The organism is Nonlabens tegetincola, assembly GCF_002954355.1.
Classification (GTDB): domain Bacteria; phylum Bacteroidota; class Bacteroidia; order Flavobacteriales; family Flavobacteriaceae; genus Nonlabens; species Nonlabens tegetincola.
The window spans coordinates 142,743-162,715 of the sequence record NZ_MQVV01000014.1; the positions used below are offsets into that span (position 1 = coordinate 142,743).

General features: G+C 35.6%; 14 protein-coding genes and 2 pseudogenes. 12 read left to right on the forward strand and 4 right to left on the reverse strand.

What is annotated here, in order from left to right; all coding sequences use genetic code 11:
• Positions 1-94: 94 nt before the first annotated feature.
• The 4 genes and pseudogenes from aceB to BST93_RS07620 all read left to right on the forward strand — a co-directional run bounded on the left by aceB (position 95) and on the right by BST93_RS07620 (position 6,593).
• Positions 95-1,686: pseudogene (aceB, locus tag BST93_RS07605) on the forward strand (malate synthase A).
• Positions 1,687-1,753: 67 nt separating this feature from the next.
• Positions 1,754-3,378: pseudogene (locus tag BST93_RS07610) on the forward strand (isocitrate lyase).
• 238 nt (positions 3,379-3,616) lie between these two features.
• Entirely contained in the window at positions 3,617-5,947 is a 2,331-nt protein-coding gene (locus tag BST93_RS07615; RefSeq protein ID WP_105018689.1) for an ATP-dependent helicase, read from the forward strand.
• Between the two features lie 46 nt (positions 5,948-5,993).
• Positions 5,994-6,593: an LURP-one-related family protein gene (locus tag BST93_RS07620; protein WP_105018690.1), complete on the forward strand. Its 600-nt coding sequence runs from the start codon at positions 5,994-5,996 to the stop codon at positions 6,591-6,593.
• Here the strand turns inward: BST93_RS07620 and BST93_RS07625 are convergent.
• Positions 6,590-7,495, reverse strand: coding sequence for a ribonuclease Z (locus BST93_RS07625; RefSeq protein WP_105018691.1), 906 nt, complete (start codon positions 7,493-7,495; stop codon positions 6,590-6,592). The two genes, BST93_RS07620 and BST93_RS07625, sit on opposite strands and share 4 nt — an antisense overlap.
• A 134-nt stretch (positions 7,496-7,629) precedes the next feature.
• On the opposite strand from BST93_RS07625, the gene BST93_RS07630 reads away from it, so the two are divergent.
• Entirely contained in the window at positions 7,630-9,501 is a 1,872-nt protein-coding gene (locus BST93_RS07630) for a DEAD/DEAH box helicase (protein WP_105018692.1), read from the forward strand.
• A gap of 75 nt (positions 9,502-9,576) precedes the next feature.
• Here BST93_RS07630 and BST93_RS07635 read toward each other — a convergent pair whose 3' ends face one another.
• Positions 9,577-11,544, reverse strand: a complete 1,968-nt coding sequence (locus BST93_RS07635) for an endonuclease (protein ID WP_105018693.1) — start codon at positions 11,542-11,544, stop codon at positions 9,577-9,579.
• A gap of 155 nt (positions 11,545-11,699) precedes the next feature.
• On the opposite strand from BST93_RS07635, the gene BST93_RS07640 reads away from it, so the two are divergent.
• The gene (locus BST93_RS07640) at positions 11,700-12,845 is read left to right on the forward strand and encodes a DUF3095 family protein (protein WP_105018694.1); all 1,146 of its coding nucleotides are present in this window, start codon (positions 11,700-11,702) and stop codon (positions 12,843-12,845) included.
• 35 nt (positions 12,846-12,880) lie between these two features.
• Here BST93_RS07640 and BST93_RS07645 read toward each other — a convergent pair whose 3' ends face one another.
• Positions 12,881-14,329 carry a glyceraldehyde-3-phosphate dehydrogenase gene (locus BST93_RS07645; RefSeq protein WP_105018695.1) on the reverse strand — a complete coding sequence of 483 codons (1,449 nt, stop codon included), beginning with the start codon at positions 14,327-14,329 and terminating at the stop codon, positions 12,881-12,883.
• Between the two features lie 325 nt (positions 14,330-14,654).
• On the opposite strand from BST93_RS07645, the gene BST93_RS07650 reads away from it, so the two are divergent.
• Positions 14,655-15,302, forward strand: coding sequence for a peptidoglycan-binding protein LysM (locus BST93_RS07650; protein WP_146104993.1), 648 nt, complete (start codon positions 14,655-14,657; stop codon positions 15,300-15,302).
• Here BST93_RS07650 and BST93_RS07655 read toward each other — a convergent pair.
• A complete protein-coding gene (locus BST93_RS07655; protein WP_042278270.1) occupies positions 15,299-16,249 on the reverse strand; it encodes a PhoH family protein in 951 nt (316 codons plus the stop codon). The genes BST93_RS07650 and BST93_RS07655 overlap by 4 nt on opposite strands.
• A gap of 149 nt (positions 16,250-16,398) precedes the next feature.
• Here BST93_RS07655 and BST93_RS14635 point away from each other — a divergent pair, with 149 nt between their 5' ends.
• Genes BST93_RS14635 through gldG form a run of 5 tightly spaced genes read left to right on the forward strand, consistent with a single transcriptional unit; the run spans position 16,399 to position 19,951 of the window.
• Positions 16,399-16,914 carry an SAM hydrolase/SAM-dependent halogenase family protein gene (locus BST93_RS14635; protein ID WP_308736861.1) on the forward strand — a complete coding sequence of 172 codons (516 nt, stop codon included), beginning with the start codon at positions 16,399-16,401 and terminating at the stop codon, positions 16,912-16,914.
• A complete protein-coding gene (locus BST93_RS14640; RefSeq protein ID WP_308736862.1) occupies positions 16,911-17,231 on the forward strand; it encodes an SAM hydroxide adenosyltransferase in 321 nt (106 codons plus the stop codon). The genes BST93_RS14635 and BST93_RS14640 overlap by 4 nt, the downstream gene beginning before the upstream one ends.
• Positions 17,228-17,524 (forward strand): putative quinol monooxygenase, encoded by a 297-nt coding sequence (locus BST93_RS07665; protein WP_105018697.1) that lies wholly within the window; start codon positions 17,228-17,230, stop codon positions 17,522-17,524. Before BST93_RS14640 ends, BST93_RS07665 begins: the two co-directional genes overlap by 4 nt.
• On the forward strand, positions 17,521-18,249 hold the full coding sequence (gene gldF, locus BST93_RS07670; RefSeq protein WP_085774422.1) for a gliding motility-associated ABC transporter permease subunit GldF: 729 nt from the start codon (positions 17,521-17,523) through the stop codon (positions 18,247-18,249). Before BST93_RS07665 ends, gldF begins: the two co-directional genes overlap by 4 nt.
• A 1-nt stretch (position 18,250) precedes the next feature.
• Entirely contained in the window at positions 18,251-19,951 is a 1,701-nt protein-coding gene (gene gldG, locus BST93_RS07675; protein WP_105018698.1) for a gliding motility-associated ABC transporter substrate-binding protein GldG, read from the forward strand.
• The last annotated feature ends 22 nt before the right edge of the window (positions 19,952-19,973 follow it).

Below are 19,973 nucleotides of genomic sequence, written 5' to 3' on the forward strand. Positions count from 1 at the left end.
GAATAAGATGTTAATAGAAAATATTCATATTTAGCGAACGTTCGCTTGTTTTATAAAATTCTTTGATATAGTTTTGGAATCAAATCTACAAGACATGACAAATTTAATAGCTCAAGCTCCGGCAGTATCTTTTGATCCTCAGGTTACTAATCATTATAATGATGTTTTAACCGATGAAGCTTTAGATTTCTTATCGGTGCTTCATCACCGATTCAATGAAAGACGTATAGAACTGCTTGATAAAAGAAAAGCCACACAGGAATATTTTAATAAAGGTAATTTTCCATCCTTTCCTCAGGAAACTTCCCACATTAGAAATTCTGACTGGAGAGCAGGAACTATTCCCAGTGATTTAAGAGATAGACGTGTGGAGATTACAGGTCCTGTGGATAGAAAAATGATTATAAATGCTCTTAATTCTGGAGCGCGCACCTTTATGGCAGATTTAGAGGACAGTAATTCTCCTACATGGGACAACAACATGCAAGGACAACAAAATCTTAGGGATGCCAATCAAAGGACTATTTCATACACACATCCTAAAACTGGTAAATCTTATAACCTCAATGAATGTCCCGCAGTTCTTCTTGTACGTCCGCGTGGACTGCACCTAGAGGAGCGTAATTTGATGTTTGGAGATCAGATTTCATCTGGTAGTCTTATTGATTTTGGCCTATACGTTTTTCACAATACGCAAGTGCTTCTGAAAATGGGTAGTGCACCTTATTTCTATTTACCTAAACTTGAGCATTATGAAGAGGCCACATGGTGGAATGATGTGTTCGCTTTCGCGGAAGCGTACCTAGAAGTACCACTTGGAACTTTTAAAGCTACAGTGTTGGTAGAGACTATTACGGCGAGCTTTCAATTAGATGAAATTATTTACGAATTACGTGATCATATAGTAGGATTGAATTGTGGTCGATGGGATTATATTTTTTCATATATCAAAAATTTAGAAATCATAAAGACTTTATAGTTCCAAATCGCGATCAGGTTACCATGACATCTCCATTAATGGATGCCTATTCAAAATTAGTTATTCAAAGATGTCATAAACGAGGTATTCTAGCTATAGGTGGTATGGCTGCTCAAATTCCTATTAAGAATGATGACGAGGCAAATGCAGCTGCACTAGAAAAGGTGCGTAAGGATAAGGAACGCGAGGTTAAAAACGGTCATGATGGTACCTGGGTTGCACATCCTGCGCTAGTACAAATAGCAATGGATGAGTTTGATAAGCACATGCCTAAGGAAAATCAATTAGATCGCCTACTTGAAGACCTTACGATAAATGAAGCAGACTTAGTTGAGTTGCCTAAAGGATCAGTAACAGAAAAAGGAGTGCGTAAAAACATCAATGTAGGTATTCTATATACTGAGGCATGGTTGAGAGGTCACGGCGCAGTAGCACTTTATAATCTAATGGAAGATGCTGCAACTGCCGAAATTTCAAGGACACAATTGTGGCAATGGCTTAAAAATGAAGTTCGATTAGATGATCATCGTGTTTTAAATAAAACATTGTATACCGAGCTTTTTGGTGATGAGGTAAATAAACTCAAAGAGATATTCAGTAAAATACCGAATAACCGATTAGATAAAGCAATCGAAATTTATACACAGCTGGTGGAGAATCCAGATTTTGAAGAGTTTTTGACTTTACCAGCATATCAATTTATATAAAAAAATCCTGCGATTGCGGCAACAATCTACAGGATTCAAGCAAAATTAATTTACTAATAGCAAAATTATGAAAACTAGCGCACAAAGTACCTACACAACTGTATTAGAAAAAGTGCAACAATTAAAAAACAATACGGTAACTCTTGGGATCAAATTCAACCAGAATATGCTGCAAGAATGAGTGTACAAAATCGTTTTAAAACTGGATTGGATATTGCAAAATATACTGCTGCGATTATGAGAAAAGACATGGCAGAATATGATGAAAATCCAGAAAAGTATACCCAGTCATTAGGTTGCTGGCACGGATTTGTGGCGCAACAAAAAATGATCGCCGTAAAAAAGCATCATCAAACAACTCAAAAACGCTATTTGTATTTATCAGGTTGGATGGTCGCGGCATTAAGGTCAGAATTTGGACCATTGCCTGATCAATCCATGCATGAAAAAACAGCAGTTCCTGCACTCATTGAAGAAATATATGATTTTCTCAAACAGGCTGATGCCGTTGAACTTAATGATCTATTCAAAAGATTAGAAAATGGAGAAGATGTTATAAACAAGATAGAAAATTTTGAATCTCACGTGGTTCCTATTATTGCTGATGTTGATGCTGGTTTTGGAAATGAGGAAGCTACATACTTATTGGCAAAAAAAATGATACAAGCTGGTGCCTGTGCTATTCAAATTGAAAACCAAGTTTCTGACGCTAAACAATGTGGTCATCAGGATGGTAAGGTAACTGTTCCTCATGAGGACTTTGTGGCAAAATTACAAGCAATACGTTATGCGTTTTTAGAACTAGGTGTAGATCAAGGAGTAATCGTTGCTCGTACAGATTCAGAAGGAGCAGGACTTACTCAAAAATTACCAGTTTCTCAACAACCTGGTGATCTTGCTTCTCAATACTTATCATTTGTAGATACTGAAGAAGTAACCCTAGATGAAGCAAATAACGACGATGTGTTGCTTAAGCGAGATGGTAAATTAGTACGCCCTATTAGACTTGCAAATGGCCTGTATAAGTTCAAGGATGGGACTAATATTGATAGAGTAGTATTAGACTGTATCACGAGTTTACAAAACGGTGCAGATTTGTTATGGATTGAAACACCTACACCTAACGTGAAGCAAATAGCCCATATGGTACAGCGTGTGCGTGAGGTTGTACCAAATGCAAAATTGGTTTATAACAATTCGCCATCTTTCAACTGGACATTGAATTTCAGGCAACAAGCTTATGACCAAATGCTGGCCAATGGTGAAAATATAACACTATACAATCGTGATTATCTTATGGATGAACGATATGATAATACGGAATTGGCCGAGATAGCAGATCAAAATATTAAAACCTTCCAACGTGATGCTGCATTACAAGCGGGAATTTTTCACCATCTCATAACTTTGCCTACCTATCATACCACTGCGTTACACATGAATGATCTCGCTCGAGATTATTTTGGTTCTCAAGGAATGCTTGCCTATGTTGAAAATGTTCAACGTCAAGAAATTAGAAAAGGGGTAAGTTGTGTGAAGCATCAACGTATGGCAGGATCTGATCTTGGAGATGATCATAAAACATTTTTTGCTGGAGATAAGGCTCTTAAGGCTAGTGGAGAAAAAAATACCAGTAATCAATTTGAGTCGCCACAAGTAGATGTTGAGGTAATTAAAATGGTAACTGGATAATTAAGTTTTAGTAATAGTAATGTAATGTTGAAAGACCGCTCTTTTCTTAGAGCGGTTTTTTTATAATACCCTTTCTCATGAATTAGTATCTTCAATTTGATGCAGTAAGTTATTATTAAAAAAGAATTCAAAAAGCTACTCTGATTTTACAGTTGTTAACGTGTATAAAATTTTAAAAGATAGGTTTTAAAATCAACCTTCAACTCGTATCTTGAACCGTTCTAGAAAAAGATACTAAGTGGAGGATTATATATCACAACTCAATGATGCACAGCGATTACCAGTTTTGCAAAAAGATGGTCCTATGATCGTAATTGCTGGTGCAGGTTCAGGAAAAACGCGTGTACTTACTTTACGAATAGCCTATCTTATGCAGCAAGGTGTTGACGCATTTAATATTCTGGCTTTAACCTTTACTAATAAGGCAGCACGAGAAATGAAAACTCGTATCGCTGATATAGTTGGACAAAGTGAGGCAAAAAACTTGTGGATGGGTACTTTTCACTCTGTATTTGCTCGACTGCTTAGAATGGAAGCAGATAAATTAGGATATCCATCAAATTTTACCATATACGATTCTCAAGACTCTCAAAGATTAGTAAGTGCTATCATTAAAGAGATGGGACTGGATAAGGAGGTTTATAAATACAAACAAATTCAAAATAGAATTTCTTCACTTAAAAACAGCCTTATAACTGTAAGAGCTTATTTTAATGACGCCGATCTTCAAGAGGCCGATGCGATGGCACGTCGACCTAGGTTTGGAGATATTTATAAAGAATATGTTGAGCGCTGTTTTAAAGCAGGAGCCATGGACTTTGATGATCTGTTACTTAAGACAAATGAATTATTGAATAGGTTTCCACAAGTCTTAGCCAAATATCAAGAACGATTTAAATATATTCTGGTAGACGAGTATCAAGATACCAACCATTCACAGTACTTGATAGTAAAGGCCCTTTCTGATAAGTATCAAAATATTTGTGTAGTTGGTGATGACGCTCAATCCATCTATGCCTTTAGAGGTGCAAATATTAATAACATTCTGAATTTTCAACGTGATTATGATGATGTAAAAGCTTATCGACTTGAACAAAATTATCGTTCAACTAAGAATATTGTGGAAGCTGCAAACTCGGTAATTGAACACAATAAAACGAAATTGGATAAGGTGGTATGGACCGCAAATTCAGATGGTCCTAAAATCATCGTACACCGATTAATGAGTGATGCCGAAGAAGGTCGTTACGTTGCGAGTTCCATCTTTGAAAACAAGATGCAACATCAATTAGATAACGATCAATTTGCAATTCTATATAGGACAAATGCTCAATCTAGAGCAATAGAAGATGCACTGCGTAAAAAAGATATTCCTTATAGAATCTATGGAGGTTTAAGCTTCTATCAACGTAAAGAAGTTAAGGACGTACTAGCTTATTTACGAGTAATCGTTAATCCAAAAGATGAAGAAGCTCTTAAACGCATAATCAATTATCCTGCTCGAGGTATAGGAGCAACTACAATGGATAAAATTGTAGTTGCTGCAAAAAATTATGGTCGCAGTCTCTTTGAAATTATAGAAAATATTGATCAAATAGGAGCTGGTATTCATACAGGAACTAGAACCAAGTTAAAAAACTTTGCTACCATGATTAAAAGTTTCCAAGTAATGGAAGAGACGAGCAATGTTTTTGAATTAACCGAACATGTTATTAAAAAAAGTGCCTATCTGACCGAGCTTAAGAAAGATGGTACTCAAGAAGGTATTTCTAGGATAGAAAATATAGAAGAATTGCTTAATGGTATGCGTGATTTTGTCGAAGGACAAAAAGAAGTCGATGAAGCGCGTGGATCTCTTGCAGAATTTCTAGAAGATGTGGCGCTGGCAACAGACCTGGATAATGATAAAGGTGATACAAATAGAGTATCTCTTATGACGATTCACTTATCAAAAGGTTTAGAGTTTCCCTATTTATACATCGTTGGTATGGAAGAAGATCTATTCCCTAGTGCTATGAGTATGAATACCAGAGAAGAATTAGAGGAAGAACGACGCTTATTCTATGTAGCTTTAACTCGTGCCGAACATCAAGCTTACCTCACATACACATTAAGTAGATATAGATGGGGAAAATTAGTTGATGCAGAACCTAGTCGTTTTCTAACCGACATTGATGATAAATATTTAGAATACACCACACCACCTGATGATTATCGTTTTAAAAGTGCACTTAGCGATCATCTGTGGGATGAACCAGATAAGTCAAAATTACGTCAATCAAAACCCAAAAACGGTACGCCACCTAGTGTTAACAATCCTAGTCCAGAACAATTAAGAAAGTTGAGAAAACTGCGTCCAGTTGCTAGCGCATCTAATAAAGCAGTGCCTATTAATGATCTAGGCGCTCTACAACCAGGAGTTTTAGTGGAGCACGCCCGATTTGGTCGTGGTGAGATTTTAAACATTGAAGGAGCTGGTGGCGAGAAAAAAGCTGAAATTAATTTTAAAATAGGTGGTATTAAAAAGTTACTCCTAAGATTTGCTAAATTAGAAGTGGTTAAAGATTAATTAGAAAGTTAATCAAAAAACTCAATCACAATCAAAAAACCAGATCATGCAGAACATCCAATTCCCTATAAATTTTAAGTTCAAAATCTCGACCATAAGTAATGATTTTGTCGCTACAGATGCTACTGGCAAAACAGTCGCTTATGTAAGACAAAAAATGTTTAAGCTCAAAGAATCGGTCAATGTTTATACCGATGAGAGTAGAACGCAAATTCTTTATAACATAAAGGCAGACAAATGGTTGGATTGGAGTACAGCTTATTCCATGATTGATCCCAACGGTAGGGTAATTGGTAAGGTTGCTCGTAAAGGCTGGCGTTCAATGTGGAAGGCAGAGTATCATATCGTAGATCAAAATAACCAACCACAGTATATAATAAAAGAGCGCAGTGCAATAACACGCTTCTTAGATGGCTTGCTAGGAGAGGTTCCTGTACTTGGTTTTTTTACAGGATATTTGTTTAATCCAGCTTATGATGTAACGGTCGTATCAAATGGAAGTCCAGTAGTAGAGCTAGTGAAAGAACCTTCTTTTTTTGGTCGCAAGTTTAGTTTAAACAAAATAGCAGAGATCGATCAAGATGACAAAATAAGAGTCATGCTCAGTTTAATGATGATGATATTATTAGAGCGACGTAGAGGTTAAAATTGGAAAACCTTGCCATCTAGAGCAAGCTCACTATTCTTAAAAACAGTTTGAGCCTCTTCTTTAAACAAATTGTAGTCACCATATCTTGATGAATAATGTCCCAGTATAAGGGTTCCTACATTTGCTTTGAGAGCTATAGTTGCAGCTTCTTCGGCGGTAGAGTGTTTTGTTTTGTCACATAAATGAGCATGAGATTTTAAAAAAGTACTCTCATGGTATAAGGCTGTTACTCCTTGTATTTGTGGAACAATATCTTCTTTATAAACTGTATCACTGCAAAAAGCATAGCTCTTTGGCTCATCACCATCAGTAGTAAGTTCAACATTAGGTATCACCTCACCATTATCAAGCACAAAATCAAAACCTTGTTTTATCTTTCGATAATAAGCTTGATCGATACCATAGCTTTCACAGGCTGCGACATCTAATTTTCTATCGCCTGGTTTTTCTTGAAATAAGAATCCTTGCGTAAAAACTCTATGATCTAGTGGTATGGTGTGTATAGCTAGTTGGTCATCTTCGTATAGTAAAGTTTCTTTGTTTTCTACGCTTTCGCGAAAGCGTAAATCAAAACTAGTATACACCTTAGCAAGTCGCAATTGTAGTAGAATAAGTTCCTTAATTCCTTTAGGTCCATAAATCGTCAAATCAGACTCGCGCCCTAAAAGACAAAATGTAGAAATTAAACCTATAAGACCGTAGACATGATCACCATGCAAATGAGAGATAAAAATGTGCTTAATACGAGCAAACTTTATTCGGTTTTTACGCAAGGCCATTTGAGTTCCTTCTCCACAATCGATTAAAAAAAGATGGCCTCGTAATTCCAATACTTGTGCAGTAGGTCGTGCGTTATCTCTAGGTGTAGCGCTGTGACATCCTAAAATGGTAAGTTTCATATCTAATAGTGTAGGGCAAAGGTATGAAAGCACAATAAGTTAAATATAAAATCCTTCTTAATAGTTAAATATCAATAAGTGTGCGTAATAGTAATTTAAAACACTACTTTTGCAAAATATTTAAAACAAGTTATTTGAAAAATTTTGAAGCCTTAGGGCTATCACAGCCGTTATTAGACGGCCTTGCTGAAATGGGGTTTGAGAATCCAACAGAGATTCAACAGCAAGCGATTCCCATCTTGTTACAACATGATGGAGATTTTATAGGTCTGGCGCAGACCGGTACAGGGAAAACAGCAGCTTTTGGTATTCCATTACTAGAGCTCATGGACACATCGTCAGACGATACACAGGCGCTTATTCTAGCACCTACTCGTGAACTAGCACAACAAATTTGTAAGCAGTTAGACTTAATGTCTTCCAAATTGGGTAAGTTGAAAATTGTACCCGTGTTTGGAGGAGCTAATATCATGGGTCAAATCAAGGATTTGAGAAGAGGAGCACAAGTAATTGTTGCTACTCCAGGTCGTTTGATGGACTTAATGAAACGTAAGGAAGTACGCCTAGATTCCTTAAGATTCATGGTGCTTGATGAAGCCGATGAAATGCTTAACATGGGGTTCAAGGAAGATATCGATTACATCCTTTCTAAGAGTGATATGGGTAGAAATATTTGGTTGTTCAGTGCTACTATGGCACGTGAGATCAAGCAAATCGTTAATACCTACATGAACAATCCACAGGAAGTTAAGGTTAATCGTGAGAATATTGTAAATACAAATATTTCTCATGAATACGTACAACTTAAAGCAAGTGACAAGATTGAAGGATTGCGTCGTATGTTAGATTATGATCAAGATATGTTTGGTGTAGTGTTTTGTAGAACAAAACGCGATACGCAAAATGTAGCCGATCAGTTAAATAATAACGGTTACTCAACCGAAGCTTTACACGGTGATATGTCGCAACATCAACGAGATGCAGCGATGAAGCGCTTTAGAGATAAAAATATAAACCTTCTTATTGCTACCGATGTTGCTGCAAGAGGAATTGATGTTGATGACATTACTCATGTAATTCACCTTGCTCTACCAGACGATCCAGAATTTTACACACACCGATCTGGTCGTACCGCACGTGCTGGTAAAAAGGGTGTTTCCATGGCCTTTGTTACCAAAGGAGATACTCGTAAACTTAAATTTCTAGAACGTAAATTGGGAATAAACTTTGAGAAGGGTGAAATTCCAAAGATTGAAGACATAGCCGATAAGCGTATTAATCGTTGGACAGAACAGCTTATTGTTCAAGATCTACACAAGAAACTGAATGTTGAAACAGTAGATGGCGTTATGGCAGCCCTTGAAGGTATTACCAAAGAACAATTGGTAATGAAATTCTTGAGCCGTGAATTTGAAAGTATTTACAAGCGCTCTTCTATTACTGATGTAAATGATCGCAGCAAGGGACGTGATAGAGATTCTGGTAAGGATAGAGGTTATAAAACTAATGGTAAGGAAGAAGGGATGAAAACATTCTTCTTAAACCTAGGTCGTAAAGACGACGTTAATAAAGGTGCTATTCTTGGTTTTATTTGTGATGTTACTGGAATAAAAGGAAAAGAAGTAGGCAGAATCCTAGTTGAAGGTGCACATTCATTTATTGACGTAAGTGAAGAAGTTGCTCCACTTATGAAAGTTCTAGATGGAGCACAACGCGATGGACGTGAATTACGATGCAATGAACACAAAGGTGAGGTAAGAAGATCTAGAGATAGAGGTCGTAGCGGTGGTCGTGATAGAAATCGCGGTCGCGGTGGGAAGAAGCGTGAAAACGATAATGGTTCTTTTAAAGGACGCTCAAAGAGATCAGACTTTGAAAAGTCAGGATCTAGACCCAATAAAGATGATAAGGTAGTTGAATTCCCAAGTAAAAGAAAAGGAAATGGTAGTAAAGGAAAATCAAAGAAAAAGGGGCGATCAAATTTCTTTGGATCTAAGTGGGATTAATAATTCCATTTAAACTGATATTAAAAAGGCTCTTGATCATTCAAGAGCCTTTTTATCTTATAACCTAAGATTAGTCTATTTTACTATGTGTTTAATAGTGCTGGTGTTTCCTTGGGTAGATGTGATTTTTAAATAATAAACTCCAGCTTGTAAGTTATGATTAATAGTAGAATTGTTGTCTACAGTTTTATTTTGTATCCATCTTCCAGTACCATCATAAATAGCAACTTCCTTAATAGGTGTAGTAGTTTGAATTAGGAAACTATTTTGTGATGGATTAGGATAAATAATGTACTCATTAAAACTGACCTCATCCTCGCTCAATAAATACGTTTGACCAGATTGATTACCCCATATGTATTCAACTAGATCGGGTAAATCTATAAACGGATTACGATTGAATTGCCAGTTGTAGACTATGTTATTTCTGTTCATTTCAAAATCATCTGGTGGATCATTACGATGCCACTGCAGTAAAGTTGCAAGATCGCCTATTTGACCACTGGTAGAATTACTAGGATTTCCATTTACTACGTCTAACCCATTATAACGTAGCGTCATGTAGAAAATGGCTCTAGCTACATCACCATGCCAACTGCCTTGTGAACCGCTAGGACCATCATATTCAGGATAGTCTTTATTACCACGTTGACTGTTCTCTGGTCCGTCTGTAGCTCTTAAATGGTGAGCGTCGCTTTGACCATGTCTTAAACTGTCCGCATTAGTAGGAGTCCAGGCAGACATACCGTCGATGGTCTCATCATACTCAATTTCAAAAAAGCCGCCTCTAGATCTTGGGTAAATATGTTCTCTATTCCACCTACCTACATTACTACTTCCTGTTTGAAACAAAATATCACTGCGATCCTCTTCAGAATATAGTAACCACACTTTATTAGAATTAAGTGGAGAAACATCCGCTTGTTTTAAAATTTCTATGGTGTCATCGTAAGTGTGAATACGTACGGTATTCTCATCTGCGATTAAATTAGTAATAGCTGTTTCAAGAGTGTTTCCTGATAAATTATTTAAACTATCATAATAATTTGAAGGTGCGGTGCTATTAACTATACCATATGTAGGTTGAAGTGGTGTACCGTAATTTGCTATTTGAAAATCATTGTCAACTATCAATACAGTTTCATTATCCTTCAACCTTTTGAAACCTACAGGCAGACTATTTTGAATATTAATACGCATGAATTCATCACCTTCATCAACAACATCATCTATTATGGTAAAACTTTCTGTTATAGAAGTTACACCAGGCGCAAAGGTTACTTGTGTAACTCCTGTATAATCGCTGGTATCAAAACCTGCGTTATTTAAACTATAATTAAGAGTAAATGAGGTACTCGATGCTTGAGTAAGAGTAAAAGTGATATCAACAGACGAACCTTCATCGACAGATGCACTACTAGTGGTATAACTTACACCAGTATAACTAGGTGTGGTCGTATCATTAAGGGAATGAGGTGTGCTAGTTTTTACTTCAAAGGTTCCATCGGCTTTACGTTGAATAGATTCTGACAGCTTATTACCATTCTCATTTTCATTATACTGCACGGTTTCACCCAGTAAATTAAGTAAATTCTGATTAAGAGCATCATCTGTTTCATAAACTAATGCGTCTATCAAATTGGTCTGATTGGCAAAAGTACGATCTGGCCAATCCGTGTCATCACCAAGATAAATAGCCACTGCATCAGCTCCATTTTGTATGTTTGATTCTGCTAGTAATCTATCTGGAACTGGTGATACTTGAGAACTACCTAGAACTATTAATCCATTGTTGTCGGTAGTTAATCCATCTAGATCAACGGTATAATAACTTCTTCCTTGACCGCTAGAGGTGCTAGTACTTCCGTTAAAAAACACCAATACATAACCATTTAATGATTGAAATGGATTGTCTGTTTTAAGCTCCACAAACTCCATGTTATCTGTGCCTGGAGTATCTGTATCAAGTTCATTGATAACTACTTGTGAGTACGCTTTCGCGAAAGCGAAACAAAACACAAACAGTGTGTATATATATTTCATAAAGAGGGAATTATGCTGCAAAGGTAAAATCCTTAGTATGAAGTTATTGTTAAGAATAGCTTTGTGAGTAGTTCTTTTATCAACAACGGTATGTATCCAGTCGCTTTTATCATGTTTTTTAATTTCATTTTAGAGAAAAAGAGTTAGGTTTGATTATGGCTGATGTTGATTTTTATAAAAATCTATATGTTTATTATGACGCTGTTCATGATGTGCTGGCAGATGAATCTTTATTTGAGATTGTGCCAGAAAGCTGGCATATTATAGTGACTGATGTCCAAAACTCATCGGCAGCCGTAGCAGCCGGAAAACATCAATTGGTTAACCTAGCCGCCACTGGTTGCATTGTGGCATGCCTTAATATTTCTAGAGAGCGTGAAATTTCAATTCCCTTTTTCTTTGGCGGCGATGGTGCTACTATTATGGTTCCCGAGCCATTACTAGACGAATGTTTGCATGCGCTTGTTTTACACCAACAGAATTGTAAGGACAATTTTGATTTCTTTCTAAGAGTTGATTCTAGGCCGCTTAAAGAATTATATAATCAAGGAGCAGTTCTTAAGATTACTAAAGTAAGATTGAATGAGTTGCATGTTTCTCCAATTGTCCTAGGAGATGCTCTTCAAATCGCAGAGAAAAGTATTAAGAAGGATAACCGTGAAATCCAATTATCTTCATTTCCCTTTAATCTTAATCTTAACGGGATGGAATGTAAATGGGATAAAATTGAGCCACCACAAACCAATAATGAGATTTTAACTTTAATCATTAATGCTACCAAAACTGAGTGGCAAAGTGACATATACAGTAACGTATTACGATTACTAGACGAAATTTATGGTGAATATGGTATGAGGCATCCTATTATTCCAGAAAGACTTAATATGGTAGACAATCTTAAACAATTGAAAGATGAAGTTTTGATGAAGTTTTCTTCGATGAGTTGGTTAGAAATGACAAAGTCTATCATGAGAATTTTGATAGGCAAATTTTATTTAAAAAATAGTAAAGAAGGACAACGGTATTTAAATGAACTATCCCTACATACCGAATCATTGATGATTGATGGTTCAATTAATACTGTTATTACTGGAAGCTCTATCCAGCGTGAGAAACTATTAAAAAAACTGGAACAACTAAAAGAAAGTGGACAAATTACTTTTGGTTATCATGTAAGTAATACAAGTGTACTTTCTTGTTTTGTAACTGCGCTTGATGATTATCATGTGCATTTTGTCGATGGCGATCAAGGTGGTTATACCAGAGCAGCTCAGATATTTAAAAGCAAAAAGCCCAACTAATAAGTTGGGCTTTATTCATAATAGCTTCTAATCTACTAATAGTAAGTAAATCTTCTAACTTTTGCAATGTATTTAGCCAGTCTTATAACTTGGTGACTATATCCATATTCATTGTCATACCATACGTATAGAACAGCATTCTTCCCAGAATCATCAACTATTGTTGCGTTTGAATCATAAATAGAAGGAGCATTTGAACCAATTATATCACTAGATACTAATTCGTTGTCAATACTGTATTTTATTTGTTCAACAAGATCACCTTCTAATGCATATTTCTTCATGGTTGCGTTTAAGGCCTCTTTGCTTGTAGAATTCTCTAGTTGTAAATTAAGGATAGCAAGGGAACCATTAGGAACAGGAACTCGAATGGCGTTTGATGTTAATTTACCTTCAAAACTAGGTAATGCCTTACTTACTGCTTTACCAGCACCAGTTTCAGTAATTACCATATTGAGTGCAGCAGCTCTACCACGACGGTATTTCTTGTGCATATTATCTACAAGGTTTTGATCGTTAGTATAAGCATGAATGGTTTCAAGGTGTCCTTTTACAACTCCAAAGCTATCTTCCACTGCTTTTAAAACAGGTGTAATAGAATTTGTTGTACAACTTGCCGCTGAGAAAATGTCTATTTCATCAGGATTGTTTTCTAGGTGATTCACACCATGAACAATATTTGGTATTCCTTTACCTGGAGCAGTAAGTAAAACTTTGTGAGCTCCTTTTGCCTTTAGATGACGTGCTAAGGCTTCATCATCTCTGAAAGCTCCTGTGTTGTCAATTATTAAAGCATCGTTTATACCGTATTCTGTATAATCAATATCTTCTGGAGCATTGGCACTTATCATGTTAACGGTTGTTCCATTAATGATAAGAGCTTTATTTTCTACACTATAACTTACCGTACCAGAAAAATCACCATGCACACTGTCTTGTGCAAGAAGAGAGGCTCTTTTTTCTAGAACACTTTGAGATATTTCTCCACGAGTAACAATAGCTCTAAGGCGCAACTGGCTTCCTTTACCTGCTTTGGTCATTAATTCACGGGCAAGTAATCTACCTATTCTACCAAAACCGTAAAGAACAACATCTTTTGGTGTGATGTTATCTTGATTTTGAGCGTCTCCTAATTTTTTTGCAACAAAACTAGTAGCATCTTGTATTTCATTATCTTCAAGATGATACTCGTAGGTAAGCTTGCCTATATCTACTTTGGCAGGTGGTAAATTAAGCTGTAAAATTGCTTGCGCAATTTCAACACTATCAAATACCGAGATAGGTTTTTGAACAAATTCACCAGCATACTCATGTAAGTTGATGATTTCGCTCACGTTACGATCGATTAGTTGATTACGGAAAAGTACTAACTCAATTGATTTGTCATACCATAAATCACTAACAGCTTTAATGAAGGCTACAGCGGCACGACGTCGGTCTGTTTGAAAAGCAATTTCTTTCTCGTAGGTGTCCATTTGGCTCATGGAAAAAAGGTTTAGTTTTAATTTTTGCAAAAATAAGACAACTACAACGTTTGCGATAATGGTTTGTGAATAAATTTATTTTGTTTTTTACAGGAATCTTTTTCAGTGTAAAATTCTACACATTAATTCATTGAAATGTTGGGAAACTACTGATAACACTGAATGTAAGGGCTATAAATATGATGTAAATACTTGCTTTTATTAACAATAAGTAACACACTTAAAAATCTGTTTATGAAGTATTTAACTTTTAATCTAAATATAGTCGTAAATTTGTACCGCGAAATAGGTAAGGGGTGACAGTAACATACCGAAATCAAATTTTATGAATACACGTTTATTAAATGTGTTAATGTATTCCTTAATAATAGGAATATCACTCATGACAATGAGTAATGTAGGAGCAAACCTACTGGATAAAGAAACCAAAATTGCAGTCAATCGAGAGCCGCAACAATTTATAGCTTATGGTTTTCATACCATGGGACCTAAGCATTCTGTAAAAAAAGCAAAGGTGACTTCTTTCCCAATTGAGAGTGAAAGAGGATTTGATGCATTCAGAACTGCGCTGGCATTTAAAGAGTCACAAGGTAAATATCATAAGGTAAATTCCTTAGGGTACTTAGGTAAATATCAATTTGGAAAATCTACACTCGAGCAATTAGGTGTGAATGATACTTTATACTTTTTGAACTCACCATCTCTTCAAGAAAAAATATTTGTCAAGAATCTAAACTATAACTATAAAGTTTTGAAAGATTTTCTTGAGGAATATGAAGGTAAAGAGATCGCTGGAGTAAAGGTTACAACAAGTGGAGCACTGGCCGCAGCGCATTTATCTGGACCTGGTGGAGTAAAGCGTTTTTTTAGAACTAAAGGTAGACGTAATAATAAAGACGCCTATGGAAGTTCAGTTAAGGCTTACATGAAAAAATTTGCTGATTACGACTTAAGAACTGTATTGAAATCTTAATTGCGATTTTCAATATGTTTATAAGCTTCAATCACCTTTTTCACTAATCGGTGCCTTACGACATCTTTATCGTCCAGATACATCATTCCTACTCCTTCAGTTTCTTTAAGAATTAATAATGCTTCTTTAAGACCTGATATGACACGTCTAGGTAAATCAATCTGTCCAGGATCACCAGTCACAAAGAATTTTGCGTTTTTACCCATTCTAGTTAAAAACATTTTCATTTGTGCATGAGTTGTATTTTGAGCTTCGTCTAGGATAACATATGCATTGTCCAAAGTTCTACCTCGCATGAAAGCTAACGGTGCAATTTGAATGGTTCCTTTTTCAATAAGTGAACCTAATTTTTCATTAGGAATCATATCGCGTAACGCATCATAGATAGGCTGCATATAGGGATCTAACTTCTCTTTGAGATCACCAGGTAAGAAACCTAAATTCTCTCCAGCCTCAACGGCTGGTCTTGTTATAATAATGCGCTTTACTTGTTTTTCTTTTAAAGCTTTGACAGCCATTGCAACACCTATATATGTTTTTCCAGTTCCCGCTGGACCAATTGCAAAAACTAGATCGTTCTTTTTACATAGATCAACAAGCTTTCTTTGATTATCTGTTTTTGGTTTAATTAGTAATCCACGATTACCGTGAACCAACACATCATCAATTTTTTCTGACTTATAATCGCTAGCGCCATCAGTCATTAGTAATCTTTCAATCACATTTTCATCAATCGCATTATATCTGGAAAAATGAGTTAACAACATCTCCATGCGCTTGTCAAACTCCTCTAACTGTTCTTCGTCACCATAAACTTTCATAGTGCCGCCACGTGCAACTATTTTAAGTTTTGGAAAATGCCTTTTTAAAAAAGAAAGATTCTTGTTTTTGACACCAAAAAAGTCAGATGGATTAGTTTCGGAGAGATCAATTATAAGTTCGTTCAAATGTATTCAGTTTTATAAGCTATTGCGTGATTAATTTTATAGCTTTGTTATTGAATTAAGCTTTAGGAAAATTACACATATTTCTTGAAACTGACCTTAGTTTAAGTTTAAAATATTATCAATTAAACGCAGCTACATCTCACTAACCTATGCCCATTATAACCTTGACTACAGATTTCGGATATAAAGATCCTTATGCAGGAGCTGTTAAAGGGGCTATTTATTCTCAATTTCCTGATGCACGTATTGTAGATATATCCCACGATGTTACTCCATTTAGTGTTGACGAGGCTGCATTTATGATTTATACGAGTTACTCACAGTTCCCAAAAGGTACTGTACATGTAATTGGAGTAGATGCAGAGCATACTCCTGAGAGTCCTCACATCGCAGCTCTATTAGATGATCATTATTTCGTATGTGCAGACAATGGGGTTCTATCGTTCATCTTACAGAAGTTTAGACCAACAAAAGCGGTAGTAATAAATATTCACGATAGAATTTATTCCAATTTTACGGTTTTGGATGCCTTTGTTCAGGTAGCCTGTCACATTAAACGAGGTGGTACTTTGGAAGTAATAGGAGAACCAATAACTGAGCTTAAAAGCTTACCTGGAATTCTTCCTATTCTATCTAATGATAGTACAAGTATAAGGGCAAAGTGATATTTATAGATAATTACGGTAATGCCATCACAAACATATCTCGTGACGTATTTGAAAGTTATGGAAAGGGTAGGAACTTTATTCTACAAGCACGCGATCAAAAATTTATTAGAATTTATAATCGATACTCTGAAATCGTCAAATATGATGAGAACGGAAAATCGAATAAACCAGATGGTAAAGGGCTAGCGCTCTTTAATAATTCAGGATACCTAGAACTAGCTACCTATAAAAGTAATCCGCTCACAGTAGGTAGTGCTAGCAGTCTTTTTGGTTTAGAAATTAACGCACCAGTAACAATACAATTTGAATCATGATAGTACGCATCGTTCAGATGGTTTTTGAAGAAAAACATATTTCTAGCTTCCAAACCATGTTTGATCATTATAAAGAACAAATATGTAATCAAGAAGGTTGTACCTTTTTAGAATTATATCAGGATATAAATGAGCCTGAAAGATTTTTTACTTACAGTTATTGGGATTCAGAAGAGTGTTTAAATAAATACAGGAAATCTACGTTATTTAAGGAAGTTTGGCCTAAAACAAAAGAAATGTTTGCCCAGCCTCCAACTGCATATTCAGTGCTTAAAAAAGTAAGTTTGTCATGAGAGCTATCTTTATAAAGGAATGGAATGGATACTTTTCGTCCATCACTGGTTACTTGATAATAGGGTTGTTTTTATTGATCTTAGGATTGGTATTATTCGTATTTCGAGGAGAGTTTAATTTGTTGGACTACGGATTTGCTGATGCTTCACCATTTTTTAGTTTATTACCTTGGTTGTTTTTGTTTTTAATTCCAGCCATAACTATGCGCAGTTTTACAACTGAGCTTCAATTAGGAACAATGGAAATGCTATATACTAGTCCATTAAGCATGCGAGCAATAATCGGTGGTAAGTTTATGGCTTCCTTTCTAATGATTTTAGTAGCGCTTGTTCCTACCATTTTGTATATCCTAAGTTTAGGATGGTTAGGTAATCCGCAATTTAATATTGATTTAGGAAGTGTTTTAGGTAGCTATCTAGGAGCTTTACTATTAGCAGCTAGCTATGTTTCGATAGGATTATTTGCAAGTAGTTTAACCAGTAATCAAATAATAGCATTTCTTCTAGCTGCAGTATTAAGTTTTGTTATGTATTTCGGATTTGAAGGATTAGCTAGTCAGTTATCTAGTAATGATTTTGTAGAGTCATTAGGTATGAAATATCATTATTCTAGCCTTTCCAGAGGCGTTCTAGACACTCGAGATGTAACTTACTTCATAGTAATTTGTGTGTTCTTTTTCGCTTTAAGCGAAAACATATTAACCCTAAAACGTAAGAGGAAGTAATATGAAATCCAGATTAAAACATATACTGTGGCCTAGTTTGATAATAGTAGGATTAATAATACTAAATTCTTTATATCATGAAAGGTTAGACCTTACTAAAGATAAAAGATTTACTTTATCAAAGCAATCCAAAGAGCTGCTTACAAGAATTGACCAAGCTATGTATGTTCAAGTTCTTTTAGATGGTGATCTACCGGCTGAATTTAGAAAATTGAAATTAGAAACCAGGCAATTACTAGAAGAATTGTCTAACATCAATTCAAATGTAAAATTCGAGTTTATTAATCCGATAGCCGACTTGAATCAAAATGAAACAGATAGAGTTGCGGCCCAACTAGCACAAGAAGGTATGAAACCAGCAGTTGCAAGTGTGCAGGAAGCTGGTAAAAATACCAAAGTACTTTTATTTCCTTATGCCAAGTTTTATTATAATGAAAAACAAGTGGTAACTCCATTATTAAAATCGGTAGCTGGTGCAAGTGCAGAAGATCGTGTAAACTCCAGTATTCAACAGTTAGAATATCAATTGATAGATGCCCTTAAAAGAGTTTCAACCAAAAAGTCAAAAACGATAGCCGTTTTACGTGATAGTGGTAATCTAACTGACAGGCAACTACAAGATTTTTTACAGTCTATTCAATCGTACTACAAGGCAGCACCTTATGCTATTGAATTTTTAAATGACAATGATAGTGTCCAACCACAAAAGGTATTAAATAGTCTTAAAAAATTCGATCTGGTGGTTGCTCCTAAACCTACTAAACCTTACAGTGAAATAAAAAAATATATACTAGATCAATATTTAATAGATGGCGGAAAAATGCTTATGGCTGTAGACCCGATCATTATGGAGGATGACAGCCTAAGCAATTCACAAGCTAAAGCGTATGCTCTTCCTAGGTCTCTCAATATTGACGAAATGCTATTTAGTTATGGATTGCGATTAAAAACTGGGTTAGTTCGTGATGAAAAGTTTGCACCTATAGCGCTAGCAGTAGGTCAAGGTAGAAATACTCAGTATGAAGCGTTCCCATGGCCTTATTATCCTGTTTCAAATTCTACGACAGATACGACTCAAACAGCTCAATCAATTATAAAAAATCTTGAGGATGTAAAGTTTGAATATGCTGGAACTATTGATACCCTAAAAAATGATATCGAGAAAACGGTTTTATTAACCACTTCAAAAGCTACTCAACTAGTCACGCTACCTGCTGCTGTGAGTTTAAATGAAATAGAAAAGCCTATTAATTCCCAGGCATTCAATTCAACTCAACAGCCGCTAGCAGTTCTAGCTCAAGGAAATTTCAAAAGTGCTTATAAAAATAGAGTGAAACCTATTATGTTGAAAGAACATTTGGACTATGGGAGATCTGGTGCATTAGTTCTTATCTCTGACGGTGATATAATGAAAAATCAAATAATTGCTGGACAGGTTCAAGAATTAGGATATGATATAAAAACGGGAATGAGTTTTGGTAATAAGGAGTTTTTAATGAATACTATTAATTACTTGTTGGATGATTCAGGTTTGATTTCCTTAAGGAATAAGGATATCATTATTCCATTTTTAGATGTCCAAAAAACGTATAATGATCGATTACAATGGCAATTAATCAATGTAATGATACCATTAGTTTTTGTTGCTCTACTAGCAGCTATCTTCTTGTTATTACGAAAACGTAAATATTCTAAAAAATAAAAGGTAATTACTGAATGAGCAT